General features: G+C 61.8%; 16 protein-coding genes and 1 pseudogene. 12 read left to right on the forward strand and 5 right to left on the reverse strand.

From position 1 onward, the window contains the following. Positions 1–34 precede the first annotated feature (34 nt). Positions 35–439, reverse strand: a complete 405-nt coding sequence (gene cdd, locus WMO64_RS04720; protein ID WP_294516598.1) for a cytidine deaminase — start codon at positions 437–439, stop codon at positions 35–37. A 198-nt stretch (positions 440–637) separates the two neighbouring features. Here cdd and WMO64_RS04725 point away from each other — a divergent pair, with 198 nt between their 5' ends. The 9 genes from WMO64_RS04725 (at position 638) to pgsA (ending at position 10245) form a co-directional block, all read left to right on the forward strand. Next, on the forward strand, positions 638–1996 hold the full coding sequence (locus tag WMO64_RS04725; protein WP_349231176.1) for a hypothetical protein: 1359 nt from the start codon (positions 638–640) through the stop codon (positions 1994–1996). Between the two features lie 23 nt (positions 1997–2019). Continuing rightward, positions 2020–2706, forward strand: coding sequence for a response regulator transcription factor (locus tag WMO64_RS04730; RefSeq protein WP_294516594.1), 687 nt, complete (start codon positions 2020–2022; stop codon positions 2704–2706). Between the two features lie 29 nt (positions 2707–2735). Further along, positions 2736–4166 carry a sensor histidine kinase gene (locus tag WMO64_RS04735; protein WP_349231177.1) on the forward strand — a complete coding sequence of 477 codons (1431 nt, stop codon included), beginning with the start codon at positions 2736–2738 and terminating at the stop codon, positions 4164–4166. A 74-nt stretch (positions 4167–4240) separates the two neighbouring features. Next, positions 4241–5221, forward strand: a complete 981-nt coding sequence (locus WMO64_RS04740) for a DUF1385 domain-containing protein (protein ID WP_349231178.1) — start codon at positions 4241–4243, stop codon at positions 5219–5221. 396 nt (positions 5222–5617) lie between these two features. Next, positions 5618–6481: a peptide chain release factor N(5)-glutamine methyltransferase gene (prmC, locus tag WMO64_RS04745; protein ID WP_349231179.1), complete on the forward strand. Its 864-nt coding sequence runs from the start codon at positions 5618–5620 to the stop codon at positions 6479–6481. A gap of 45 nt (positions 6482–6526) precedes the next feature. After that, on the forward strand, positions 6527–7639 hold the full coding sequence (gene recA, locus WMO64_RS04750) for a recombinase RecA (protein ID WP_294516582.1): 1113 nt from the start codon (positions 6527–6529) through the stop codon (positions 7637–7639). Continuing rightward, complete coding sequence (locus tag WMO64_RS04755; protein ID WP_349231180.1) at positions 7626–8273, forward strand: regulatory protein RecX; 648 nt, start codon at positions 7626–7628, stop codon at positions 8271–8273. The genes recA and WMO64_RS04755 overlap by 14 nt, the downstream gene beginning before the upstream one ends. A 91-nt stretch (positions 8274–8364) precedes the next feature. Then, positions 8365–9714: a 30S ribosomal protein S12 methylthiotransferase RimO gene (rimO, locus tag WMO64_RS04760; protein ID WP_349231181.1), complete on the forward strand. Its 1350-nt coding sequence runs from the start codon at positions 8365–8367 to the stop codon at positions 9712–9714. A 3-nt stretch (positions 9715–9717) separates the two neighbouring features. Next, a complete protein-coding gene (pgsA, locus tag WMO64_RS04765; RefSeq protein ID WP_349231182.1) occupies positions 9718–10245 on the forward strand; it encodes a CDP-diacylglycerol--glycerol-3-phosphate 3-phosphatidyltransferase in 528 nt (175 codons plus the stop codon). Between the two features lie 61 nt (positions 10246–10306). Here pgsA and WMO64_RS04770 read toward each other — a convergent pair whose 3' ends face one another. After that, positions 10307–10609, reverse strand: a complete 303-nt coding sequence (locus WMO64_RS04770; protein WP_349231183.1) for a hypothetical protein — start codon at positions 10607–10609, stop codon at positions 10307–10309. A 65-nt stretch (positions 10610–10674) separates the two neighbouring features. Beyond that, entirely contained in the window at positions 10675–11283 is a 609-nt protein-coding gene (locus tag WMO64_RS04775) for a helix-turn-helix domain-containing protein (RefSeq protein WP_349231184.1), read from the reverse strand. A 284-nt stretch (positions 11284–11567) separates the two neighbouring features. On the opposite strand from WMO64_RS04775, the pseudogene WMO64_RS04780 reads away from it, so the two are divergent. The 3 genes and pseudogenes from WMO64_RS04780 (at position 11568) to cysS (ending at position 15380) form a co-directional block, all read left to right on the forward strand. Beyond that, positions 11568–12948, forward strand: a pseudogene (locus tag WMO64_RS04780) (NCS2 family permease). A gap of 344 nt (positions 12949–13292) precedes the next feature. Further along, on the forward strand, positions 13293–13943 hold the full coding sequence (gene epsC / locus WMO64_RS04785) for a serine O-acetyltransferase EpsC (protein WP_349231185.1): 651 nt from the start codon (positions 13293–13295) through the stop codon (positions 13941–13943). Between the two features lie 27 nt (positions 13944–13970). Further along, positions 13971–15380 (forward strand): cysteine--tRNA ligase, encoded by a 1410-nt coding sequence (cysS, locus tag WMO64_RS04790; RefSeq protein ID WP_349231186.1) that lies wholly within the window; start codon positions 13971–13973, stop codon positions 15378–15380. Between the two features lie 383 nt (positions 15381–15763). Here cysS and WMO64_RS04795 read toward each other — a convergent pair whose 3' ends face one another. Together WMO64_RS04795 and WMO64_RS04800 are read right to left on the reverse strand one after the other, a co-directional pair. After that, the gene (locus WMO64_RS04795; RefSeq protein ID WP_349231187.1) at positions 15764–17419 is read right to left on the reverse strand and encodes a hypothetical protein; all 1656 of its coding nucleotides are present in this window, start codon (positions 17417–17419) and stop codon (positions 15764–15766) included. 11 nt (positions 17420–17430) lie between these two features. Next, positions 17431–18126: a stalk domain-containing protein gene (locus tag WMO64_RS04800; RefSeq protein ID WP_349231188.1), complete on the reverse strand. Its 696-nt coding sequence runs from the start codon at positions 18124–18126 to the stop codon at positions 17431–17433. Between the last annotated feature and the right edge of the window lie 505 nt (positions 18127–18631).

Below are 18631 nucleotides of genomic sequence, written 5' to 3' on the forward strand. Positions count from 1 at the left end.
GACCAGATGGTCTGCCGGGCTGTCTGCGCTGTTTTTACTTCTCAATGTCCAGGGACTTGGGGCCGAAGCCATAGGGCAGCAGGTCCTTCAGGGACAGGGTGACAAATTCGTGGTCTCCACGGGCCACCAGCACCGTCAGGTCGGGGGCAAACTCATAGAGCATCTGCCGGCAGGAGCCGCAGGGCCAGCAGTAGTCCGCCGAATTGCCCACCACCGCGATGCGCCTCCAGTCGTCCCGGTGGCCCTCGCTCACCGCCTTCACAAGGGCGGTGCGCTCGGCGCAGATGGTGGAGCCGTAGGCCGCATTTTCCACGTTGCAGCCGGTGAACACCGTGCCGTCGGCACACTCCAGCGCCGCGCCCACGGGAAAGCCGGAGTAGGGCACGTAGGAGCGCTCCAGCATGGTAAAGGCCAGTTCTACCAGTTCTCGATCGGTCATAGGGCATGCCTCCTTTGATTCATTGTATCCTACGGGGCGGGGAAAAGTCAACCGTGGGCGTGGGAGACATAAAATTTGCAAATTACCATACCAAACAACAGGGAAATGTGATATAATATTCTCTGAATACGCAGCACGGGCCGGAGGACTTCCTCCGGCCCCCAACACCGCCACATTCTGCCCCCGGAGGGTTTTGAGATGAAGAAAACATGCCTGCTGTTTGTCGCCGCGGCCCTGCTGTTGGGCACCCTCACCGGCTGCTTCCGCTCGGTGGACGAGCTGTTCACCCTGCCCAAGCTGCCTGAGGAGTACCAGAACCTCCAGGAGAAGATCGAGGAGGTCACCACCGGTACCGGCGCCGAGTACGCCGCCCCCATCATGGGCGCCAACAACCAGCCCGTCCAGCTCCAGGACCTGGACGGGGACGGCGTCATGGAGGCCCTGGCCTTTTTCCGGGTCAGCGCCGCCAACGACGACAAGCCCCTGAAGATCTACATCTTCCGCCTCACCGACGACGGCTACGAGCTGGGCACCGTCATCGAGGGGGAGGGCTCCGCCATCAACTCCATCAGCTATGAGGACCTGAGCGGCAGCCAGGGCAAGGAGCTGGTGGTGAGCTGGCTGGTGAGCGGCAACGCCTATGTCCTGTCGGTCTACTCCATCGAGCGCTACCAGGCCACCGAGATGCTCCGCACCGGATACACCAGCTTTGAGCTCCAGGACCTGGACATGGACAACCGGAAAGAGATCGCCGTGGTGCGCCTGGACACCATTGAGGGCAAGAGCCGGGTGGAGTTCTACGACGCCGAGGAGAACGACCTGGTGCTCCGGTCCAGCCCTATGCTGTCCCAGGGGGTCACGGGCATCGTGACCGACGGCGTCCAGACCGGCTACCTCCGGGGGGACGCCGAGGGCAACACCACCGCCCCGGGGCTGTTCATCACCTCCTACCAGGGGGAGGGCGTGGTCACCGACATCTTTGCCTGGCGGGACGGCGCCCTGCAGAACATCACCCTGGAGAGCAGCGAGGCGGGCAGCGGCGTGGGTGTGAGCAACTCCACCCGCCGCGCCAAGGACGACGCCATGCCCACCGACATCAACGACGACAACTTCCTGGAGATCCCCATGCCCGTGCCCCTCATCTCCAGCGGTGGGGCCACCACGGCGGAGACCCTGTACACCTGGGTCCAGTACGACATGAACGGGGCGGGCACGCCGGTGTTCACCACCTACCACAACTTTGACGACGGCTGGTACTTTATCCTTCCCGACTGGTGGGAGAACAAGATCACCGTCAGCCAGTACTCCACCATCGGCGAGAAGGCCACCGCCTTTGCCCTGTGGACCGGGGAGGGGGAGGAGCCGGAGACCTTCCTCACCATCTACAAGCTGACCGGGCCCAACCGGTATACCCGCTCCCGCATGGGGGAGCGGTTCACCCTCACCGCCGACGAGAACACCATCTACTCCGCCGAGCTCAGGACCGACGTCTGGGACTGCGGCCTGGACGAGGCGGGCGTGCAGCAGCTGTTCAAGCAGAGCACAACGGACTGGTAACACCGGACAAAAGGAGGCAGAACATGAAAAAGGTACTTGTGCTGGAGGATGAAGCCAACATCCGCAGCTTTGTGGTCATCAATCTCAAGCGGGCGGGCTACGAGGCCATCGAGGCCGAGACCGGCGAGGAGGCCCTGGCCCAGCTGCGCCGCAACCCGGACATCAAGGTGGCTCTGCTGGACATCATGCTGCCCGACATGGACGGCTTTGAGGTCTGCCGCCGTATCCGGGCCAGCGACAGCCAGATCGGCATCATCATGCTCACCGCCCGCACCCAGGAGATGGACAAGGTAACCGGCCTGATGACCGGCGCCGACGACTATGTGACCAAGCCCTTCTCCCCGGCGGAGCTGACCGCCCGCATCGACGCCCTCTACCGCCGCACCGGCGGCGGCGAAAAGGAGAGCAGCGGGGAGATCTCCCAGCCCCCCTTCCTGCTCAACACCCGCAACCAGACCCTGGAGAAAAACGGCCAGCGGGTCAAGCTGACCCCGGTGGAGTACTCCATCATCAAGCTCTTCATGGAGAAGCCCGGCCAGGCCCTCTCCCGGGAAGAGATCCTGGACACCGTCTGGGGCAGGGACTACTTCGGCGAACTGAAGATCGTGGACGTGAATATCCGCCGCCTGCGCATCAAGATCGAGGACAACCCCCAGAACCCCACCTACATCACCACCGTGTGGGGCTACGGATATAAATGGGGCTTCTGAGAGAGAACATCCGGGGGGAACAGCCACACATGAAATCCAACAAATTCAAAGGCATCCGCAAGCGGTGGATGGTCAACTCCATCAGCGTGGTGCTGCTTATCGTCCTGCTGGCAGTGACCGCCTTCTCGGTGGCCCTGGCGGGCTACTACTACTCCAGCATGAGCTCCGAGCTCAAGGGCAAGGCGGAGAGCGCCGTCAGCCAGAGCACCGCCCGCACGGAGACCGAGTACCTCCAGTACGCCCAGGACTATGTGTCCAACCGCTTCTCCGACCAGGACGGCATCCAGGTCCAGTTCATCGACGCCGCCAACGGCACCGTCCAGGTCTCCAGCTACGGCAACGACGACCGGTACGGCCTCACCGCCGGCACCAAGCCGGACACCCCCGACATCTCCGGCGCCATTGAGACCGTGGACACCGTCTCCTGGACCGGCAACGACCCCCAGACCGGCGAGCACATCATGGCCGTGTCCAGTCCCCTGGTCATCAACGGGTCGGTGGTGGCCGTGGCCCGGATGGTCACGTCCCTGCGGCTGGTGGACCGCCAGATGACCATGATCGTCATCATCGCCCTGCTCATCGGCGCCCTGATCCTGGCCCTGGTCTACTTCTCCAACCTGTACTTTGTCCGCTCCATCGTGGAGCCGGTGGCCAGCATCACCGAGACCGCCAAGCGCATCGCCGCCGGCAGCTACGGCATCCAGATCGAGAAGAAGTTCGACGACGAGATCGGCGACCTGACCGACACCATCAACGACATGTCCCTGAAGATCAAGCAGTCGGAGAAGCTCAAGAGCGAGTTCATCGCCTCGGTCTCCCACGAGCTGCGCACCCCCCTTACCGCCATCAACGGCTGGGCCGAGACCATCCAGAACGGCGAGGTGCGGGACGCCGAGGACGTGCGCAAGGGCATGAGCATCATCGTCTCCGAGGCCCGCAGGCTCACCAACATGGTGGAGGAGCTGCTGGAGTTCTCCCGCATTGAGGACGGTCGGTTCACCCTGTCCATCGAGCCGGTGGACATCAAGGCCGAGCTGGAGGACGCGGTGTACACCTACAAGGAGTTCTTCCGCAAGGAGGGCATCATCCTCAACTACGAGGACACCGAGGAGGAGTTCCCCACCATCGAGGCCGACCCGGAGCGGCTGCGGCAGGTGTTCTCCAACCTCTTCGACAACGCCGCCAAGCACGGCGGCAGCGGCAAGCGCATCGACACCGCCATCCACCGGGAGGAGGACCAGGTCATCATCACCATCCGGGACTACGGCCCCGGCATCCCCGAGGAGGAGCTGCCCCACGTGAAGTACAAGTTCTACAAGGGCTCCTCCAAGGCCAGAGGCAGCGGCATCGGCCTGGCGGTGTGCGACGAGATCATCACCCGCCACAACGGTACCCTGGACATCGGCAACGCCGAGGGCGGCGGCTGTATCGTCACCATCCATCTGCCGATTGGAACATAAGTTCTAATTTTTCTTGCAATCGGGCCGCAGGTCTGATAAAATACAAAAGGCAACAAAAGGAGAAACACGACCTCATGTCAAACAGAGAGAAATCCTGCGCCACCCCCTTCAAGACCATGATCGGCGGGCAGGCGCTCATCGAGGGCATCATGATGATGGGCCCGGAGAAAAAGGCCGTCGTGGTGCGCAAGCCCGACGGCGGGCTGGAGGAGAAGGTGGACGACCGGGTCCTCATCAAGGACAAGTACCCCATTCTGGGCCTGCCCTTTATCCGGGGCATTTTCAGCTTCGGCTCCTCCATGGCCAACGGCGTGAAGGCCCTCATGTACTCCGCCTCCTTCTTCCCCGAGGACGAGGAGGAGCCGGAGGAGCCCTCCAAGTTCGAGCTGTGGCTGGAAGAGCACCTGGGCAGCGAGAAGGCCGCCAGCTTCTTTGTCACCCTGGCGGTCATCCTGGGCATGGCCTTCTCCGTGGGCCTGTTCATCCTGCTGCCCACCGCTCTGGTAGGCGCCGGCGCCGCCCTGGCCGGCGGCATGCCCATGTGGCTGCGCAACCTGCTGGAGGGCGTGGTCCGGGTGGTCATCTTTGTGGGATACCTGATCCTCTGCTCCCGCATGAAGGACATCCGCCGGGTATTCTCCTACCACGGCGCCGAGCACAAGACCATCTTCTGCTACGAGAAGGGACTGCCCCTGACGGTGGAGAACGTGCGGGCCCAGCCCCGCCACCATCCCCGCTGCGGTACCAGCTTCCTCTTTGTGGTCATCGTGGTGGCGATCCTGGTGTCCAGCGTGGTGTTCTCCTTCATCGAGGTGACCAACACCTTTGCCCGCATGGGCCTGCACCTGCTGATGCTGCCCATCGTGGTGGGCATTACCTATGAGATCAACCGCTTTGTGGGCGCCCACGACAATATCCTCTGCCGGGCCGTCCGGGCCCCGGGGCTGTGGATGCAGAACTTCACCACCTTTGAGCCGGACGACTCCATGATCGAGGTGGGCATCCGTTCCCTGACCCTGGTGCTGCCCAGCGAGAAGGGGAAGGATGCTTGGTAAAAGGAAGCGCTGAGCACCCGGGAGCAGGCGGATAAGACGGGAGCGGAGGCAAAAGACCAAGGAGGGGCACAGCCCCGGATGGGTTTTGCCGCAGTCGTACGGCTTATGCGCCGTCGCGGAGGGTGGGAAGCGTGACAGGGAGAAGCGCTGAGTCGTCGTGAGCAGGGCGGATGGACCGGAGCGAGGGCGCGAAACCGAAGGGCAGCGAAGCGGGCCTGTTTCAAGTCCGAGACGCAGGGAAGCCGCCCGTCGCGAACAGGCGAGGCGTGACAAGAAGCGCTGAGCCGTCCCCTCATCCGCCCCAGTGGGCGCACTGGGGCACCTTCACCCAGAGGGGGAAGGCCTTCGAAGCGGCGCAAAGAAAGAGAGAAAAAGCAGACAGGTGTGTGAGTGTGTGTGGCGACGACCTATAACAATCTCTATCTGGACGCCCGGCAGAAGCTGAAGGCGGCCGGTGTGGAGGCCGCCCAGCTGGAGGCCAGGGAGCTGGTCTGCTTCGCGGCGGGCAAGAACAGGGAGCAGTTTTTCCGGGACATGTCCCTCTACGCCTCCGACGAGGTGGAGGCAAAGGTGGCCGACCTGATGGCCCGCCGCCTGGCGGGGGAGCCGGTGGCCTATCTCATCGGTGAGTGGGAGTTCTACGGCCTGCCCCTGGACATCTCCCGGGACGTGCTCATCCCCCGGGCGGACACCGAGGTGCTGGCCGAGCAGGCCATCCTGGCCGCCCGTGCCGCGGGGGAGGGGGCCAGAGTGCTGGATCTGTGTGCCGGCAGCGGCTGCGTGGGCCTGGCAGTGGCCGCCAATGCCCCCCTGTGCCGGGTGGTACTGGCCGATGTGTCGGAAGAGGCGCTGAAGATCTGCCGCCAGAACATCCGGCGCAACGACCTCAACGCCCGGGTGACCTGCGTCCAGACCGACGCGCGGCAGGCGCCCCCCGCCATGCTGTGGGATTTTGATGTCATCGCCTGCAACCCGCCCTACATCCCCACCGGGGACATTGACGGCCTGGACACCTCCGTCCGGGACTACGAGCCCCACCTGGCCCTGGACGGCGGCGACGACGGCCTGGACTTCTACCGGGACATTGCGGAGAAGTGGCGCACGGCCCTCCGGCTGGGGGGAGTGCTCCTCTTTGAGGTGGGCATCGGCCAGGCCTCCGACGTGGAGCAGATCCTGGCCCGCTGCGGCTATGAGGACATCGAGACCTTCCAGGACACCGGCGGCATCTGGCGCGTGGTGAAGGGGACGGCCAATCAATAACAACACCAGGGCGGAGGGCCGCCCGCTGAAAGGATGATACGCAACATGGCAGATAAGAAGAAATCCGCTGTGGAGAGCGCGGCGCCTGCCGCCGATAAGAAGAAAGCGCTGGAGACCGCCATGGCCCAGATCGAGCGGGCCTACGGCAAGGGCTCCATCATGCGCCTGGGGGACAACGCCAGCATCGTGGTGGAGGCCATCCCCACCGGCTCCCTGTCCCTGGACCTGGCTCTGGGCATCGGCGGCCTGCCCAAGGGCCGCATCATTGAGATCTACGGGCCGGAGTCCTCCGGTAAGACCACCCTTGCCCTCCATGTGGCCGCCGAGGCCCAGAAGCGGGGCGGCGAGGTGGCCTTCATCGACGCCGAGCACGCCCTGGACCCCACCTATGCCCGCGCCCTGGGGGTGGATATCGACTCCATGCTCATCTCTCAGCCCGACACCGGCGAGCAGGGCCTGGAGATCTGCGAGGCCCTGGTCCGCTCCGGCGCCATCGACGTGGTGGTGGTGGACTCGGTGGCCGCACTGACCCCCCGGGCCGAGATCGAGGGCGACATGGGCGACTCCCACGTGGGCCTGCTGGCCCGCCTCATGAGCCAGGCCCTGCGCAAGCTGGCCGGCTCCATCGCCAAGACCAACTGCATCGTCATCTTCATCAACCAGCTGCGCGAGAAGGTGGGCGTGGTGTACGGCAACCCGGAGGTCACCACCGGCGGCCGCGCCCTGAAGTTCTACTCCTCCGTGCGCATCGACGTGCGCCGCACCGAGGCCCTCAAGAGCGGCTCCGAGGTCATCGGCAACCGCACCCGGGCCAAGGTGGTGAAGAACAAGGTGGCGCCCCCCTTCCGGGAGGCAGAGTTCGACATCATGTACGGCGAGGGCATCTCCAAGGTGGGCGAGCTCATCGACCTGGGCGTCAAGCTGGACCTGGTGCAGAAGAGCGGCTCCTGGTTCGCCATGGGCGACATGCGCCTGGGCCAGGGCCGGGACGCGGCCAAGCAGTTCCTGCGGGACAACCCGGAGGTGGCCGACAAGCTGGAGGCCGATATCCGCCGGGACTCCTACAAGCTGATGCCCAGCCAGGCCAAGGCCGCCGCCCGCGCCGCCGGCCGGGCCGTGGACGTGTCCGCTGAGGATTTTGAGGATGCGGATAGCTAAGCTCCTGCCCTCACAGCGTATCCAGGGCCGATGGCTGTGCCACTTAGAGGACGGGACCATCCTGCGGGTGACCGAGAACGAGGTGGCCTGCTTCGGGCTGTACTCCGGCATGGAGCTGACCCAAGAACTGCGGGGGCGGCTGGAGGAGGCCGTCCGCCGGGGCGAAGCGAAGGAAAAGGCCCTGCGGCTCCTGTCCGGGCGGCCCATGTCCCGGAAGGAGCTGGTGGACAAGCTCACCGCCCGCCCACGGGACAAGGAAAAGGAGCCCATCCCTGAGGAGCTGGCCGAGGAGGCCGCTGACCGGCTGGAGGAGCTGGGCTACCTCAACGACGCCGAGTACGCCCGCACCGTGGCCCGGCACTACGCCGCCAAGGGCTACGGGGAGCGGAAGCTGCGGGACGAGCTGTGGAGGCGGGGAGTGCCCCGGGAGTACTGGGACCAGGCCCTGGAGGAGGTCCAGGACCCCACGGACGCCATGGACGCCTTTATCCGCCGCAAGCTCATGGGCCGCACCGCCGACAAGGAGACGCTGGGCAAGCTGTCCGCCGCCCTGGCCCGCCGGGGCTACCGCTGGGAGGACATCCGCGCCGCCCTGAGCCGGTACGGTGAGACCTTCGAGGACGAGAGTATCTGAGAACAGAGAGAATTTCAAGGGAAAACCGGAAATGGGGCATTTTCCCCTTTTCATTTTGTACGTTTCGTGATATCCTGTACTTCACGTTCAGATGAAGGAGTTACACGCTGTGAATCAGTATAAAGTTGCGTTTGTTTCCCTTGGCTGCGCCAAGAATCTGGTGAATACCGAGCAGATGATGGCTCTGTGCCGGGACGCGGGCTATGAGGTGGTGGCCAACCCCGAGGGGGCCGACGTGGCCGTCCTCAATACCTGCGGATTTATCGACTCGGCCAAGAGCGAGGCCATTGACAACATCCTGGAGCTCTCCCAGCTCAAGAGCAAGGGGACCCTGGGCAAGCTGCTGGTGACGGGCTGCCTGTCCCAGCGGTACAAGGACGAGCTGATGGAGGAGATGCCCGAGGTGGACGGCGTGCTGGGTACCGGCAGCTACACCGACATCGTCCCCGCCGTGGAGTCCGTCATGGAGGGGGACCAGCCCACCTTCTTCGGCGACATCGATCACACCATCGAGGACGGCGCCCGGATGGTGTCCACCCCCGCCTACACCGCCTACCTGAAGATCGCAGAGGGCTGCGACAACCGCTGCTCCTACTGCATCATCCCCTACCTCCGGGGCCGCTACCGCAGCCGGACCATGGAGTCCCTGCTCGCCGAGGCCAAGGGGCTGGCCGACCGGGGTGTGAAGGAGCTCATCGTCATCGCCCAGGACATCACCCGCTACGGCACCGACCTGTACAAGAAGCGGATGCTGGGCGAGCTGCTCAGGGAGCTGTGCAAGCTGCCCTTCCACTGGGTGCGGCTGCACTACCTGTACCCCGACGAGCTGGACGACGACCTGATCGAGGTCATTGCCAGCGAGCCCAAGATCCTCAAGTACATCGACATCCCCCTCCAGCACATCAACGACAAGCTGCTCCGGGCCATGAACCGCCGGGGCACCAAGGCCGAGATCCTGGCCCTGCTGGACAAGCTGCGGGACCGCATCCCCGGCCTGGTGCTGCGCACATCCCTCATCGCCGGCCTGCCCGGCGAGGGAGAGGCCGAGTTTGAGGAGCTGTGCGACTTCCTGCGGGAGGCCCGCATCGAGCGGGCGGGCATCTTCCAGTTCTCCCCGGAGGAGGGCACCCCCGCCGCCGTCATGCCCGACCAGGTGGACCCGGACACCGCCGCCCGCCGGGTGGAGCTGCTGGTGGACCTCCAGTCCCAGGTGATGGACGACTTCAACGAGAGCCGCCTGGGCGAGACCCTGGAGGTACTCTGTGAGGGCTTTGACCCGGACATGGGCTGCTACGCCGGTCGCTCCTACGCCGACTCCCCCGACGTGGACGGCAAGGTGTTCTTCACCGCCGCCGGGCTGGTGCCCGCCGGCACCTTTGTCAACGTGCGCATCACCGGCACCGAGGACGGCGACCTGATGGGCGAGATTGAGGAGGCGTAAGGGATGAATACGGCCAACAAGCTCACCCTCAGCCGGGTGGTCATGATCCCGCTGTTCCTGGTGGTGCTCTATCTGGGCTTCCCGTACAGCCAGTATGTGGCCCTGGCCATCTTTATCCTGGCCAGCATCACCGACTTCGTGGACGGGTACATTGCCCGCCACTACAACCAGGTCACCGATTTCGGCAAATTCATGGACCCCCTGGCCGACAAGCTGCTGGTCATGGCCGCCATGCTGTGGTTCGTGGAGACCGGCCGTTTCCCCGCCTGGGCCCTGCTGATCGTCATCGCCCGGGAGTTCGCCGTCACCGCCCTGCGGCTCATCGCCGTGGAGCGGGGCCGGGTGATCGCCGCCGCCTGGTCCGGCAAGATCAAGACCGCCTCCACCATGGTGGGCATCTGCGTCATGTTCGTGTTCCCCAACGTGGTGGTGGATACGGTGGTCATGGCCATCATCGTCCTTACCACCCTCTACTCCGGCGTGGAGTACTTTATCAAGAACCGGGACGTTATGGACTGGAAGAACATGTGATGCACCAAAGCCCCCGGCCGCTCAATCTGAGCGGCCGGGGGCTTTCTGCAACAGGACGGAGTCAGGGGCGGCGCTGCGCCTTGGTCAGGCGGAGAAGAGGCAAAACGGCCAGTCCGCCCGCCAGATAGGCCAGCAGGTCCAGGGGGTCGGACACGGAACCGGAAATCAGAAGGGGAGAGACGTACTCCCAGAACAGGCCGCACAAGAGCAGAAAGGCGGCGGCGGGCAGTACTCTGGTGAGAGGCGGCAGCCGTCCGGCGGACAGCAGCAGGTTCACCAGGGCGAGGATCATGCCCCCGGCCAGGATATCATGGAAGTACCAGGCGAAGAAGCGCCCCTCTGCCCCGGGCAGGCCGGTGAGCACCAGGCGGCTGAGCCAGTAGAGGGCGGCTGTGAGAACGATGATGGCAAAGGGGAGGGCGTTGGTCCTCAGAAAATCATCATGAGCAGCAGGGCCAGAATGACACCCAGCATGACGGCCAGCACCGTGCCGCCGAACCCCAGTCCGCCCCGCTTCTCCTCCGGGGCCTCGATAGGGTCCGCACGGAGCATGGCCTCCTGGCTCTGGGCGCTCTCGTCCCGGATGACCTTCACCAGGCCGCAGGTCTCAAAGTCCTTGGCCCGGCGGTAGGCCTCCTCCAGCGTCAGGCCGGAGGCCAGCGCCACGGGCAGAAGGGGTACCATCCGGTCCACGTCCTCCTCCGACATGCCGCTGTTGCGCAGGATACGGCGGGTCTCCCAGGGGCTGGGGTTGGTGTCCAGCAGGATCAGGGAGTAGCCGCCCGCCGGCGCCTGAGGCTGGGATTGGGCCTGTGGTGCGGAGCCGTCGGGTTTATTCTCCTCCTTGCCCAGCAGCAGATAGTCGGCGGACAGGTGAAAGATTTCGCACATTTTGCTCACAGTGTCCAGGTCGGGTTTGGTCTGGCCGCTCTCCCACTTGCTCACCGCTTGGCGGGACACCCCGAGGGCCTCCCCCAGCTGCTCCTGGGACATACCTGCCGCCCGCCGGGCCGCGGCGATCCGTTCGTTCAGTTCCATAGCGAACCTCCTCCAATATCGCGTCCGCCGTCCCCCATGCCAGGGGCGGCGGCCTTCTTTCCGATTTCAGTGTACCAAAAAGAGGGGGGTTCCTCAAGCGATACAAGCTGGAAATCTGTCAACTCCAGGTTGACAACGGGGCGGAGGAGATCTGAAGGGCAAAAAAACGGGGCGGAATGGATGGCTTGACAACCATTTCCAAGCTGTTATACTAATATCAATTGCGGCCCACGGGCCGCCGGTTGACAAAAGAACCGTTTGAAAGCAGAGAGGAGAAGAGGGAGATGCAGCAGACACAGGGAGGCGCTTTGGAGCGGATATTCCATCTCCGGGAACAGAATACCAACGTAAAGACCGAGGTGGTGGCAGGCCTGACCACCTTTGTGACCATGGCCTACATTCTGGCCGTCAATCCCCTGATCCTGGGGGACGCGGGCATGGACAAGGGCGCGGTATTCACCGCCACCTGTCTGGCCTCCATGGTGGCCACCATCTGCATGGCCTTTCTGTCCAACTACCCCTTCGCCCTGTCGGCGGGCATGGGCCTTAACGCCTACTTCGCCTACACCGTGGTGCTCAAGATGGGGTACAGCTGGCAGATGGCCCTGGCCGCCGTATTCGTGGAGGGCGTGATCTTCATTGTCCTCTCCTTGACCCGGGTGCGGGAGGCGGTGTTCAACGCCATCCTCATGGCCCTTAAGCACGCCGTATCGGCGGGCATCGGGCTGTTTATCGCCTTTATCGGCATGCAGAACTGCAAGCTGGTGGTGGACAGCTCCACCCTGGTGGAGATAGATGTACAGCTTCGCCGATAACCGGGCGGAGTTCTCCACCGTGGGCATCACCGTGGTGCTGGCCATGGTGGGGGTGCTCATCACCGGCATCCTGGTGGTCCGGGGCGTGAAGGGCAATATCCTGTGGGGGATCCTGGCCACCTGGGTGCTGGGCATCCTGTGCCAGCTCACCGGGCTGTACGACCCGTCGGTGCTGGGCAGCGTACTGCCCGACTTCTCCGGCGGCATCGCCGTGCCCAGCGTCATGCCCACCCTGGGACAGATGGACTTCAGCGCCCTGCTGACCCCTGAGTTTGCGGTGGTGGTGTTCGCCCTGCTCTTTGTGGACGTGTTCGACACCATGGGCGGCCTCATCGGCATCGCCTCCAAGGCGGACATGCTGGACGAGAACGGCCGCCTGCCCCGGCTGCGGGGCGCCCTGCTGGCCGACGCCATCGGCACCACTGCCGGCGCTGTGCTGGGCACCTCCACCGTCACCACCTTCGCCGAGAGCGCCGCGGGCGTGGCCGAGGGCGGCCGCACCGGCCTGACCGCCCTGGTCACCGGCGGACTGTTCGGGGTGGCCCTGTTCCTGTCCCCCCTGTTCCTGGCGGTGCCCTCCTTCGCCACCGCCCCCGCCCTCATCGTGGTGGGCTTCATGATGGTGGGCTCCCTCCTCAAGGTGGACTTCACCGACCTGGCCGACGCCATCCCCGCATTCCTCTGTTTCCTGGCCATCCCCTTCCTGTACTCCATCTCCGAGGGCATCGCCCTGGGCGTCATCTCCTATATGGTCATCCACGCTGCCGTCGGCCGGAAGGACCGCCGCCGGATCAGCCCCGCCATGTACGTGCTGGCCGCCCTCTTTGTGCTCAAATACATCCTGATTTAAGGGGACACGCCGCCCTTGACACACCGAAGGCCCCGTGATAGTATAATGAACTGTACCGGCGGAGTATCCGCCCAAATGAATATCGCGAGGAACGGAAAGAGTAGCGCAGGCCTTACCGGCCAGAGAGGGACCGTCACCGGCTGAGAGCGGTCCCGCGGGAACCCCGCGCGAAGTGCGTCCGGGAGCGAGAGGGATGCAGATGCCCTCCGGCTGGCCCCGTCACCGGCCTTTGAGTGAGAAACGAGAGTGGAACCGCGGTTTTTGATCGCCTCTTGTGCCTTTTGGCACAGGAGGCGTTTTTCTTTTATCACCCGCCCCGCAGGCGGACGGACAGGAGGCATTCCATGACCAGACTTGGCGAGACCCTGCGGGCCTATCAGGCCCGTGACCCGGCGGCCCGCAGCCGCCTGGAGATCTTTCTGCTCTACCCCGGCGTGCACGCCGTCATCTACCACCGCATCGCCCACTGGTTCTACCGGCACAGGCTCTTCTTCCTGGCCCGGTGCGTGTCCCAGTGGAGCCGGTGCTGGACCGGCATCGAGATCCACCCCGGAGCCAAGATCGGCCGCAGGCTGGTCATTGACCACGGCATGGGCATCGTCATCGGCGAGACCGCCGAGATCGGGGACGACTGCCTCATCTACCACGGCGTCACCCTGGGCGGCACCGGCAAGGACCACGGCAAGCGCCACCCCACCCTGGGCAACAATGTGATGGTGTCGGCCGGGGCCAAGGTGCTGGGCCCCTTCAAGGTGGGGGACAACTCCCGCATCGCGGCCAACGCCGTGGTGCTCACCGAGATCCCACCCGACGCCACCGCCGTGGGCGTGCCCGCCCGGGTGGTGCGCATTGCCGGCGAGCGGGTGGACTACGCCTCCAAGGTGGACCAGATCCACGTCACCGACCCGGTGCAGAAGGAGCTCCAGGCCCTGTCCTCCCGGCTGGAGTGGCTGGAGCAGTTCATCGACCAGCAGGCCAAAAACGGAAACCTTTAATCTATAAAAACAAGGAGATATCAGAATATGAAGCTCTACAATTCCCTCTCCCACACCAAGGAGGAGTTCGTCCCCCACGTGCCCGGCAAGGTGTCCATGTACACCTGCGGCCCCACGGTGTACCACTTCGCCCACATCGGCAATCTGCGCTCCTATATCATGGAGGATGTGCTGGAGAAGTTCCTCCGCTATGACGGCTACGACGTGAAGCGGGTCATGAACATCACCGACGTGGGCCACCTGGCCTCCGACGCCGACACCGGCGAGGACAAGATGGTCAAGGGCGCCCAGCGGGAGCACAAGACCGTCATGGAGATCGCCAAGTTCTACACCGACGCCTTCTTCGCCGACTGCAAGAAGTTGAACATCAAGTACCCCGACGTGGTCCAGCCCGCCACCGGCATGATCGACAGCTATATCAAGGTCATCACCAAGCTGCTGGACACCGGCTACGCCTACCTGGCCGGGGGCAACGTGTACTTCGATACCTCCAAGCTCAAGCGCTACTACGTGTTCAACGACCACGACGAGGAGAACCTGGCTGTGGGCGTCCGGGACAGCGTGGAGGAGGACCAGAACAAGCGCAACAAGGCCGATTTCGTCCTGTGGTTTACCAAGAGCAAGTTCGAGGACCAGGCCCTCAAGTGGGACTCCCCCTGGGGCGTGGGCTACCCCGGCTGGCACATCGAGTGCTCCTGCATCTCCATGAAGTACCTGGGGGAGTACCTGGACATCCACTGCGGCGGCATTGACAACGCCTTCCCCCACCACACCAACGAGATCGCCCAGTCCGAGGCCTACCTGGGCCACCCCTGGTGCAAATACTGGATGCACGTCCACCACCTGAACACCAGCACCGGCAAGATGAGCAAGTCCAAGGGCGAGTTCCTCACCGTCTCCCTGCTGGAGGAGAAGGGCTACGACCCCCTGGTCTACCGGCTGTTCTGCCTTCAGTCCCACTACCGCAAGGGCCTGGTGTTCACCTGGGAAAACCTGGACAACGCCAAGGCCGCCTACGACAAGCTGGTGAGCCGCGTGGCCGCCCTGGGCGAGGAGGGCGACGTGGACCAGGCCGCCGTGGACGCCGCCAGAGCCGCCTTCATCGAGGCTGTGGGCAACGACCTGAACACCTCTCTGGGCGTCACCGCCGTGTACGACGCCCTCAAGGCCGACGTGAACGACGCCACCAAGCGGGCCATCATCGCCGACTTTGACAAGGTGCTGGGTCTGGACCTGCTGGGCCGGGCCGCCGCCCTGAAGGAGAAGGAGGCCGCCCCCGCGGAGGGCGCCGAGGAGATCGAGGCCCTCATCGCCCAGCGCGCCCAGGCCAAGAAGGAGAAGAACTGGGCCCAGGCCGACGCCATCCGGGATCAGCTCAAGGCCATGGGCGTGGAGATCAAGGACACCCCCAATGGCGTGGAGTGGAAGCGGATCTGAGTACAGACAGCAAAACCGGCCCGGTGCCCTGAAATCAGGGTACCGGGCCGGTTTGTGGCTTCAATAGGGGCTTTACATGGCGTTGCTGCCATGGAGCGGCCTCTTTTGCGGTATTTTTTGTAGTTCTGGTAGGGAAGGGGCATCCAGTAATCCTTGGCACAGTCCTCACAGTAGGTCTCTGTCCCGGAGAAGCCGTAGTAGGCGGTGCCGAAAAAATCCTTGCCGCACTCATCACAAGGCCTGCCCGTAGCCGGACAGCAGCGCCAGCAGGGATACAAGCACAAGAAGCATGGATATAATGGGGGGAAAACGCTTTTTCATCTGTGATATCCTCCTTTTCAGGTCCAAAGACTGACATCGTTAAGGTTTTCTTGACAGAGAGATTAGAGCCAGCAAGACACGATTTCGGAAGACCAATCAGTTTCAATGAATAGATATGAGCCATCATCTGACTCTGCGATAATACTGTTATTGTCGTAATAGCAGGAAGTAATACGGGAAAAGGTATAGTCAGAATAGTTTTCCTCCAAATAGGAGGTGTATTCATCAAAGATTGATTTGAGTTTTCCGTCCTTGGTGATATAGAAAAGACCTTTAATCGCTTTTGCATTGGCATCAATCGAATAGCTGCCGTCCGGGAGCGGAATGGACGTTAAAATGGTGCCATCTTCCTGAAGTCCCAAGAAAAGAGTCTCAAAGTAATAAGACCCAGCGTTGGCCTTGCCGTAAGATATGGATATCAAATTGTCCCAAGTACTGACAATGGGAATGTGGTCACTGAAATAAGCGGTACAGCGCATGTGTCCATCTTCGGTCAGACCAAAGTATCCCTGGCCTTGGTTCTCGACATATACCATATCGTTCCAGTAGCTGATTTGCTCAATGTCACCATAGTAACTGTCAAGGGGATTAAGAAGGCCAATTTCAACGGTCCCGTCCGTACAGAGAAGGGCGATCTGCTCCCCTGCTTCTATGATTTGTGTAACAGCAAGGCCGGAAAAACGACTGGAAAAACTCTCATACATACTGCCGGAGTACGAAGAATCAAATGAAACGCGAGAAGCATACTCGGGAGTGATTCTGGCCACATAACCATCCAGGGAGGGCTTCAGCTGCAGGGCGACTCCGGAGCAGTTCCAGCGAGTATTGCCGACACAGGAAATCGTTCCATCATCATCTAAATAGTAATGGGACCGGTCGTACCACATGTCCTCAAAGTTACTCCAACCGCATGGAGGGCCATTCCATTTGTTTTCCCAAAGCAGCAGATTGGAACCGTCTGCCGGCGAATAGCGGCACTGTGCATATTGCTGGATTGCGTGGTAGATGTAACCGTTTTCCTCCAATAATCTACCGTAACGGAGATGGAAATCAGCAGAATTCATGCAAAGTTCATTGGCTTCGGGTGAGAACTGTAAACGTATCTCTTCCGGCAGGGCCAGAGTATCGTTTATTGTGCGGACGATTTCGCGTAAAGTGGCAAGGTCGTTAGATTCTGCTGCCTCTATCGCCGTATCAACTCTGGCAAAGACAGCATCCAGATAAGAAGGATCTCTTTCATACACTCTTGAGAAGTAGTCCATGGCCTCAGCATAGAGTCCTTGTTCTCTGGCCTCCAAGGCGCTTTGATAATTCTGTTTGGATTGACAAAGAAAGTCTACTTCACTCCACAGGTAATCACCAAATACCAGGTTCCACATGCTGGTCTGCTGGAGAGTATTTAGAATCAGATTGATGTTTTCGTAGGATAACAGCTCTGCGCCGTAGTCGTCAATCAACGCTTTCGTATATGCCTGGATGGTTTCGTTTGCCGCCTGTTCTGCTTGAATATTTCCAACAATTTCGCTCTGATATAGCTCCTCCACTGCGGAATATTCGCCTTTTTCAATGGATAGCAGAATCTTTTTCAGCGGTTTTTCCGCATTCACTATAACCTGGCCTGCCGCGCTGTCCTCGTGAGAGATGGCCGCCTGACTCCCGCAGCCAGACAGGACAAAAAGCAGTAGCGCAACGAAAAACAGAGTGAGCCGTCGTTTCATATCGCCCGCCCTCATGTCCAGAGGCCCAAGTCGTCGAGGGCACTATGGGGATCAACTGTGTTAACCTTAGGATCGAAACAGATTCTTAATTCTAAAACACCTGTGAGGTCCACATAAAAATCGATGGGCTTGACACCGCCAGTTATTTCGGCGCTGTATAGCAGTTCACCATCTCCGTAAATATAGAGACTAGATGTGGCATTATTCGAACGATATTTATATCGCTGGAAAAATGTCCCGCTGATGGCTGAGTACTGGCCATTCAAAAGGTAGGTGTTGTCAAAGCCACTAATAGTAATGACTTCCTGCCGCGTGTTTCCCAGGTTGTCCTTATCCGTGGGCTCTACCTTTAATGTTCTCCCTGTAAAGTAGTCCAGATCCTGGAGCCACACCGCTGGCTTCTCCCCGGTGTGCTTGCCCAGATAGACGCTGTTGCTTTTGGGTTCCCACTGGACGGTCTTGCCCACGGCCTCGCTGACTGCCCGGACGGGGAGATAGGTGGTGCCGTTGTAGACAAAGACCTCCACCGGGTTGCCGTTAGCGTCGGTGGGCTCCAGTTTCATGTCGTCCACATAGACGTCTACGCCCGTGTAGACCTGGATGGTTTTGGCGGCAAGCGCCGCCAGCGCGGGGGAGGTGAGGGAGACCGCCAGGACGGTCGCCGCCACGCCGGAGAGGAACCATGCTGCTTTTTGTCTGCGTTTCATGCGTTTTCTCATCCCTTCTTTTGTTCTCACCGCAACCGCCTCGGGGGCTTGCGCCCCCGGGGGTTGGGCGAAAAACAAAAACGCTGTGCAGGGCAAAGCCTACACAGCGTAAGAAGAGACCTTCTCATGCGACACAGACACAGGTATATGACAACAAAGCCGCTCTTTACAAGAAAGACCGGATTGTCGTATAATATCCTATGCGGTGCGGCCAAAGGCCGTTGTGTAGGTGGTGCTAGCACCTGCGCAGGCTTACGGGTGTTGGCGCACCCGTAAGCTGCCGCATTTTTGTTTTTCAAACAAATTATAGCAAGAAAAGCAGGGCTGTGCAAACTTAATTTTGGATTTATGTTCTATTATGGAAAAAGGAAAAGTGCCATAATCGCCCCAATATATCCCGTGCCGCGTTCGGCCGTCAGGAAAAGGACGGCTGAATGCGGATTTTTTGTGCACAATGCGGTTGACAGGACAGGGGTCGGGCGCGTATGATATCATAACGTGATTA

The sequence above is a fragment of the Pseudoflavonifractor intestinihominis genome (assembly GCF_040096055.1).
Lineage (GTDB): Bacteria > Bacillota > Clostridia > Oscillospirales > Oscillospiraceae > Pseudoflavonifractor > Pseudoflavonifractor intestinihominis.